Genomic DNA, 7,687 nt, shown 5'->3' with positions numbered 1-7,687 from the left:
CTTTTATAGATTATCTCTATGGCCATTTTAGGGCGCAATCTGGGCGTTTACGCCATATTTCAGCCGCACGTCCGCCACATTCATATGGGTTACAAACGAAAAAGCCCGGGCGCGAACGCCCGGGCAAGTCACTCTTTAGCTGAAAAGAAGGGAGGATCAGCCTTTCGAGAAGTCTGGGTAGGCTTCCATACCAAGCTCGGATGTATCGAGGCCCTGGATTTCCGCTTCTTCGCTCACCCGGATGCCCATCACGCCCTTCAGCACCATCCAAAGGATGTAGCTGACCACGAAGGTGAACACGCCGTAAGCAATGATACCGGTGATCTGTGTCACAAGGCTCGCATCGCCATTGTAAAAGACAACCGCGATGGTGCCCCAGATACCTGCGAACAGGTGAACCGGGATAGCACCGACCACATCGTCGATCTTCAGCTTGTCGAGGAACGGAACCGCAAAGACCACGATCACACCGCCGACAGCACCGATCCAAAGCGCACCAAACAAAGTCGGGGCTAGCGGCTCAGCCGTGATGGACACCAGACCGGCAAGCGCTCCGTTCAGAACCATCGTAAGATCAACCTTCTTGTACATGATCTGCGTCAGGACCAGCGCGGCGATCGCACCGGCAGCAGCAGCCATGTTGGTGTTGGCAAAGATCCGCGAGATGTCTGTGATGTCGCCAACTGTACCGGCCGCAAGCTGCGAACCACCGTTAAAGCCGAACCAACCAAGCCACAGGATGAACGTACCCAAAGTCGCCAGCGCCAGGTTCGAACCAGGCATCGGAATGACCTTACCGTCCTTGTATTTGCCAAGTCGCGCACCAAGCACCAGCGCACCAGCCAAAGCAGCCCAACCACCGACCGAGTGAACAATCGTCGAACCAGCGAAGTCCGAGAAACCCATCTCAGAAAGCCAGCCGCCGCCCCACTGCCAGGAACCCGAGATCGGATACATGACACCGGTCAGGACCGTGACGAAGATCAGGAATGGCCACAGCTTGATACGCTCCGCCAAAACACCCGAAACGATCGACGCAGTCGCTGCCACAAACATCAGCTGGAAGAAGAAGTCGGAACCAACGGACGCATAATCAAGCGACGCATCCGCAGCCGCCAGACCAACTGGCTCAAGCGCGGTGATCGAGAACCACGGACCCATCCAGCCCGATACCCACCAGCCATCGCCAGGGTACATCAGGTTAAAGCCGATCAACCAGTACATAATCGACGCGATCGAAAAGAGCGCTATATTCTTAGTCAGCTGCATTGTGACGTTCTTCGAACGCACAAGCCCTGCCTCAAGCATCGCAAAACCAGCGGCCATCCAGAAAACAAGGAAACCACCAACAAGAAACAAAAGTGTCGTGAGAATATACGGTTGAATGTCTGGCGCAGCATCCTGTGCCAGTGCGAACGTTGGCAGCAAAGCAGCTCCAGCCGACGCAGATATGAGTGTCTTATAGTTCATCTGAGTAAATCCCTTTCTGCGTGGATTAGATTGCGTCATCATTCGTCTCGCCGGTGCGAACGCGCACAGCGCTTTGCACATCGAGAACGAAGATCTTGCCGTCACCGATTTTGTCGGTCTTGGCCGTGGTTGCGATTGTCTCGACGACTTGGTCAGCCATACTGGTAGCGACCACAATTTCAATTTTGACCTTCGGCACAAAATTCACGGCGTATTCTGCGCCGCGATAGATCTCCGTATGACCCGACTGCGAGCCGAAGCCCTTAATCTCAGTCACCATCATACCGCGCACCCCGATGGACGTGAGCGCCTCGCGCACCTCCTCAAGCTTGAACGGCTTAATTGCTGCAATGATAAGTTTCATCGTTCCCCTTCCGACTAAGCGGACCCCTTCGCCCGCATTACGGGACGTCAAAGAACCTTGCTGCGGCGCGGCGGCAAGGAAGCAGGGGGCTGATGGCAGGGCAAAAGGGACATAGTTGCACAATTTTTGCGCAAATTAGTACTTTAGATTAATTTTTAGGCGGATGGCAAAGTCATGTCATCGCGATCTGCACAGAAATCCCACTCCACATTCACTAAAGCAGTCCCTATGTTAGAAGCAGAGCAGCATTGGACCCAAAGAGTATGAGTGGCACGGGCAGAGGGCGTCCGCCGTTGATTGCAGATAAACGAAGCGCAAAAAAAGCAACCGCAGCAAAGCCCCGTAAAACAAAGGCAACACGCAAGAAACCGGCGCAACGCGTCCGGTCCCGAAACCCGTTCGTCTGGCTGTTTCGCGCGCTTGTGCGCCTTGTCTGGGGCATCGGGTGGCGCGTCACTGCAATAGCCACCATGCTTATCGGTGGCGCGGTTATCTTCTATGCCGCAACGCTGCCGCCCATCACAAACCTCCTCGATGGTCGCGCCCGAGGCTCGGTCACGATGCTTGATCGCACCGGACAGGTCTTTGCATGGCGCGGCGAACAATTCGGCGGCCAGATCACGGCGCAAACCGTTTCGCCTTTTCTGAAGAACGCAATCATTGCAACCGAAGACCGCCGCTTTTACGACCACTTCGGCCTCTCTCCGCGCGGCATCGCAAGCGCTGTCCGCATCAACCTGTCCGAAGGACGCGGCCCACTGTCGGGCCACGGCGGCTCGACCATTACCCAACAAACCGCAAAGCTACTTTGCCTCGGCAGCCCTTTCGATCCGGCAGCAGGCTTGACCGAAGCTGAATACGAAACCGACTGCCGCCGCGGCACGCTTACACGCAAGCTGAAAGAAGCCGTCTATTCCATGGCGATGGAACTCCGCTATTCCAAAGACGACATCCTCACGATCTACCTGAACCGCGCCTACCTCGGAGCAGGCTCACGCGGGTTCGAGGCCGCCGCGCAACGTTACTTCGGCCGCTCTGCCAACGAAATTCTGCCCTCCGAAGCCGCCATGCTCGCAGGCCTCCTTGTAGCGCCAACACGCTACGCGCCCACCGCAAACCTCCAACGATCCCGCGATCGCGCGAACCTGATCATCGGGTTGATGGAAAATCAGAACATCCTGACCGCAGACGAAGCCCGCTTCGCCCGCGATAACCCGGCCGAGCTTTCTGAGGCCGCCGAAGCCCGCGCGGGCGGATATTTCGCCGATTGGGTCATGGATCAGGGCCCTGCCTTCCTGACCGAAGATACGACAGAAGACGTCGTCATCCGCACGACCTTCGACCAGAACATCCAGAATTCCGCGGAAGAAGCTCTTCAGTGGGTCTTCGACAACAAAGTCCGTCAAGGCAGCGAAGCCCAGGCCGCAATCGTCGTCATGAGCGCCGACGGTGCCGTCCGCGCCATGGTCGGCGGGCGCAAATTCCGTGGCATTGCGGGCCAGTTTAACCGCGCCATACAAGCCAAACGGCAAACCGGCTCGGCTTTCAAACCCTTCGTCTACGGCGCCGCCCTCGACCTTGGCTATTCGCCCAATGATACCGTAACAGACGCCCCCCTCTGCATGGACGTCCCCGGCTCAGGCCAATGGTGCCCCTCGAATTACACGCGAGATTACAAGGGCTTGGTCACTCTCACCGAAGCTCTCGCGCAATCACTGAACATTCCAGCCGTGAAAGTCTTCGATCGCGTCGGCCGCGAAGCCGTCGTGAAAATCGCCTCCGATTTCGGCATCGAAAGTGACCTTGCTGTTGGCCCCGCCCTGGCACTTGGCACGTCTGAATCGACACTTTTGGAAATGACCGGCGCCTATGCGGGAATCCTGAACGGTGGCTCGTCCGTTTCGCCCTATGGCCTCGTGGAACTTAGCCTCAAGGGCGACAGCGACCCGCTTTTGGCGCAAGAAGGCGGCATTGGCGAGCGCGTCATAACCGAAAAGGCGGCCCGCGACCTCACCTATATGATGAGTGAAGTCATCACCCGAGGCACAGGCACCCGGGCCCGCCTCGCCGATCGCCCCTCCGCCGGAAAAACCGGCACAACGCAAGCCGCGCGCGACGCATGGTTCATCGGCTTCACCGCAGACTATGTTGCAGGCATCTGGATGGGCTATGACGACAACACGCCACTGTCCGGCGTCACGGGCGGCGGTCTGCCAGCTGAGATCTGGCGCGAAACCATGACCCGCGTCCACGAAGGCCTGCCAGTACGAGACCTCCCCATGACCTCCCCCGGCCCCGCGCCTCCGATCGCGACAGAACAACGCCCAAGACGTGGAGCAACCTCCGGCAGCGGCAACACCGTGGAGCGCGTCATCCTCAACGTCCTGAACGAAATCTTCGGCAACTGATCCCCTCAGACCAACCGCCGCAAATCCGCTTCGTTCTGATTAAAGCTCTCCAGAGGCCGCACCCGGCCTCAAAGCGATTTCTTGAACCCGAAGTGGCTCGCCACAAAGCCTTCACGCTCATAAAATCGCCGGGAGTCCTCGCGGCTTTGGTTCATCGTTAGCTGCAACAAAACCGCTCCCGCCGCACGCGATCGCGCCTCGGCGTCCGAAATCAAAAGCGCGCCAACCCCCTGCCCACGCACCCCGGACGCCACACGCACCCCCTCGATTTGGGCACGCCGCGCGCCCGCCAACGAAATCCCAGGGATAATCGTGATCTGATAGGTCGCAACGATCTCGCCGTCGCGCTCGCCGACAATCAGCCGATTGCCCGGCACAGCCATCATCTCGGCAAATGCCGCCAGATAAGCCTCGGGTGCTGCCGTCTCACGGGTTTGTCCCAGCCCGTCATCGCGCAACAACTCGACTGCCGCGCCAACGTCCCGGCGCCCCGCCACGCGAAACACAGCGCTCACCCAGCGGCCTCGATAAATGCACTGATCGCCGCAATGTCCTTCACCCCCGGAGAGCTCTCGACCCCCGACGACACATCCACCTGACGCGCGCCCGTTAAAGAAATCGCCTCGGCGACATTCTCCGGCGTCAATCCGCCTGCAAGCATCCAAGGGCACGCAAACCGCCGTCCGGCCATCAACCGCCAGTCAAACGCAAGACCATTGCCCCCCGGCAAAACCGAATTTTTCGGTGGCTTGGCATCAATCAGAATTTGGTCCGCCACCGCGGCATAAGCCTCAACCGCCAATAGATCGCTTTCGTCGGCAACACCGAGCGCCTTCATTACCGGCAAACGAAAACGCGCCTGCACATCAGCCACCCGCTCAAGGCTCTCGTTGCCGTGAAGCTGCAGCATATCAAGCGCAACTTTCTCTGTAAGCTTGGTTAACAGCGCATCGCTTGCGTTCACCGTCAATGCAACCTTCACCACACCGGGTGGGATTGCCAAGGCAAGCGCCATCGCCTGCTCAACCGACACATTCCGCGGAGATTTGTCGAAAAAGACAAAGCCAACAAAGGCCGCACCGGCCTCAACCGCGGCAGCCGCAGTCTCAGGTGTGGACAAGCCACAGATTTTCGTTCGCGTTCTACGGGTCATTCAGGAAATGTAACTTTCCGAGCCTCTAGCGGCTCTCAAGCAGAGCAAGCACATCATCGCCCGACTTCGGAGATTTTCCGGACGCACCCAGCTCTTTTTCAAGATGTTCACGCGACCGCCGCTCAACAACAGCATCCCGGCGATACTTGTGTTCCCGGATCCATTCCCAGACGAACCCAAGCACCACACCAAACATCACAGCAATCAGCAAGACAACGAAAACTGGCAACGTAATCTGCCAGGAAAAACCGAACAAGCCGGTCAATTCCCCCGGCAAAAGCCGAAGCGTGATGGGGCCTCGGTTTGCAATTGCGATTGTCACCATGACAATCGCAAGTGCGGCCAAAATACCGTAGCGTAAGTATCGCATGGACACCTCTGCCCTATTTTCCGTTTAAACGATCTCGAAGAAGTTTGCCGGTCTTAAAGAATGGCACGTGTTTTTCTTCCACCTGAACGCTATCACCGGTACGCGGATTACGCCCGACGCGGGCATCCCGCTTTTTGACTGAAAATGCACCAAAGCCGCGCAACTCAACCCGGTCACCGCGTGCCATAGTATCAATAATCTCGTCGAAAATCGTCGACACAATACGTTCGACGTCGCGCTGATAAAGGTGGGGGTTCTCGTCTGCAATCTTTTGGACCAGTTCTGATCTGATCATATTTCCCCCCGAAGGTTGTTTTGAATTAATCCGCGTCTCTACCGGACGCGGTGTATCTCATGACTATAGGCACAAAACGCAGCAGAAAAAACCAATATGGCATCTCAATTGCGCCGAAATATTGCTCTATCGCCCTGAAAAGGGGGAGAAAACGCGAACCATTCGTGATTTCGCCGGGTTCGAAAATTGCGCAGGCGTTTTTTCTGCGATGCGGCAAGCAATCCGATTCGTGGCCGAAGGCGCATACATCGCCCTCTGGACAGGCTCCCAAAATGCAAAAAGCCCGCGGAAAAAACCGCGGGCTTCACTGTCCCATAGCACGGGGCAAGTCTTACTTTTCGTCACCCTTCAGAGCGGCGCCAAGGATGTCACCAAGCGATGCGCCCGAGCTGGAAGAACCATACTGTTCGACGGCCTCTTTCTCTTCTGCGATCTCGCGTGCTTTGATCGAAAGACCCAAACGGCGGGTCTTCGCGTCAACATTCGTGACGCGCACGTCAACCTTGTTGCCAACTGCAAACCGGTCAGGGCGCTGCTCTGCACGGTCACGGCTAAGGTCGGAGCGACGAATGAATGACTTCATGCCTTCGTATTCAACCTCGACGCCACCATCTTCGATTGACGTCACAACAACCGTGATGATCGAACCGCGCTTCACGCCGTCAACAACTTCGGTGAAGCTGTCATCAAGCGCTTTGACGCTCAGAGAGATACGCTCTTTCTCGACGTCCACTTCGGTAACAACGGCCTTCACCGTGTCGCCCTTGCGGAAGTCCTGGATCGCATCTTCGCCGCGCTGATCCCAGCTGAGGTCCGAAAGGTGAACCATGCCGTCGATATCGTTCTCAAGGCCGATGAACAAACCGAACTCCGTGATGTTCTTCACTTCGCCTTCGACGTTCTGACCAACAGGGTTGGCTTCCGCGAATACTTCCCATGGGTTGCGCATTGTCTGCTTCAAACCAAGCGAAACACGACGTTTCGCACTGTCGATTTCCAGAACCATCACTTCGACTTCCTGAGAGGTCGAAACAATTTTGCCCGGATGAACGTTCTTCTTCGTCCAGGACATTTCTGAAACGTGGACCAGACCTTCAACACCGGCTTCCAGCTCAACGAATGCGCCGTAATCGGTGATGTTCGTCACGCGGCCCTGATGTGTCGTACCAAGCGAATACTTCGCTTCAACAGCATCCCAAGGATCGTCCTGCAGTTGCTTCATGCCAAGGCTGATACGGTGGGTCTCTTTGTTGATCTTGATGATCTGAACCTTAACCGTCTCACCGATCTGTACGATCTCGGAAGGGTGGTTCACACGACGCCATGCCATATCAGTCACGTGCAACAGACCGTCAACACCGCCGAGATCAACGAACGCACCATATTCGGTGATGTTCTTGACCACACCGTCAACGGCATCGCCTTCGGTGGTATTCGCGATGACTTCCGCGCGCTGTTCTGCACGGCTCTCTTCAAGAATAGCACGACGCGAAACAACGATGTTGCCGCGACGGCGGTCCATTTTCAGGATTTGGAACGGCTGCTTCAGACCCATCAATGGGCCAGCATCGCGAACCGGACGAACGTCCACTTGAGAGCCCGGAAGGAACGCAACCGCGCCGCCAAG

At 56.9% G+C, this 7,687-nt stretch carries 8 protein-coding genes; 1 reads left to right on the top strand and 7 read right to left on the bottom strand.

The annotated features are described in order from the left end of the window. Positions 1–156: 156 nt before the first annotated feature. Together AC221Y_RS16885 and AC221Y_RS16880 are read right to left on the bottom strand one after the other, a co-directional pair. Positions 157–1,470: an ammonium transporter gene (locus AC221Y_RS16885; RefSeq protein WP_299752296.1), complete on the bottom strand. Its 1,314-nt coding sequence runs from the start codon at positions 1,468–1,470 to the stop codon at positions 157–159. Positions 1,471–1,495: 25 nt separating this feature from the next. After that, a complete protein-coding gene (locus tag AC221Y_RS16880; protein ID WP_299752299.1) occupies positions 1,496–1,834 on the bottom strand; it encodes a P-II family nitrogen regulator in 339 nt (112 codons plus the stop codon). 263 nt (positions 1,835–2,097) lie between these two features. On the opposite strand from AC221Y_RS16880, the gene AC221Y_RS16875 reads away from it, so the two are divergent. Continuing rightward, positions 2,098–4,242 (top strand): transglycosylase domain-containing protein, encoded by a 2,145-nt coding sequence (locus AC221Y_RS16875; protein WP_486707809.1) that lies wholly within the window; start codon positions 2,098–2,100, stop codon positions 4,240–4,242. A 68-nt stretch (positions 4,243–4,310) separates the two neighbouring features. Here the strand turns inward: AC221Y_RS16875 and AC221Y_RS16870 are convergent, their stop codons facing one another. From AC221Y_RS16870 to AC221Y_RS16850, 5 genes are all read right to left on the bottom strand, one after another. Beyond that, on the bottom strand, positions 4,311–4,757 hold the full coding sequence (locus AC221Y_RS16870; RefSeq protein WP_486707808.1) for a GNAT family N-acetyltransferase: 447 nt from the start codon (positions 4,755–4,757) through the stop codon (positions 4,311–4,313). After that, positions 4,754–5,395 (bottom strand): phosphoribosylanthranilate isomerase, encoded by a 642-nt coding sequence (locus AC221Y_RS16865; protein ID WP_486707807.1) that lies wholly within the window; start codon positions 5,393–5,395, stop codon positions 4,754–4,756. The genes AC221Y_RS16870 and AC221Y_RS16865 overlap by 4 nt, the downstream gene beginning before the upstream one ends. 25 nt (positions 5,396–5,420) lie before the next feature. Continuing rightward, positions 5,421–5,765, bottom strand: coding sequence for a LapA family protein (locus AC221Y_RS16860; protein WP_299748368.1), 345 nt, complete (start codon positions 5,763–5,765; stop codon positions 5,421–5,423). A 13-nt stretch (positions 5,766–5,778) separates the two neighbouring features. Further along, the gene (gene ihfB / locus AC221Y_RS16855) at positions 5,779–6,060 is read right to left on the bottom strand and encodes an integration host factor subunit beta (RefSeq protein ID WP_299748371.1); all 282 of its coding nucleotides are present in this window, start codon (positions 6,058–6,060) and stop codon (positions 5,779–5,781) included. 331 nt (positions 6,061–6,391) lie between these two features. Next, positions 6,392–7,687, bottom strand: a 1,296-nt coding sequence (locus AC221Y_RS16850) for a 30S ribosomal protein S1 (protein ID WP_486707806.1), incomplete at its 5' end; no start/stop codon positions are given.

The organism is Boseongicola sp. (assembly GCF_057460485.1).
This window is presented reverse-complemented; position numbering and strand designations above follow the sequence as displayed.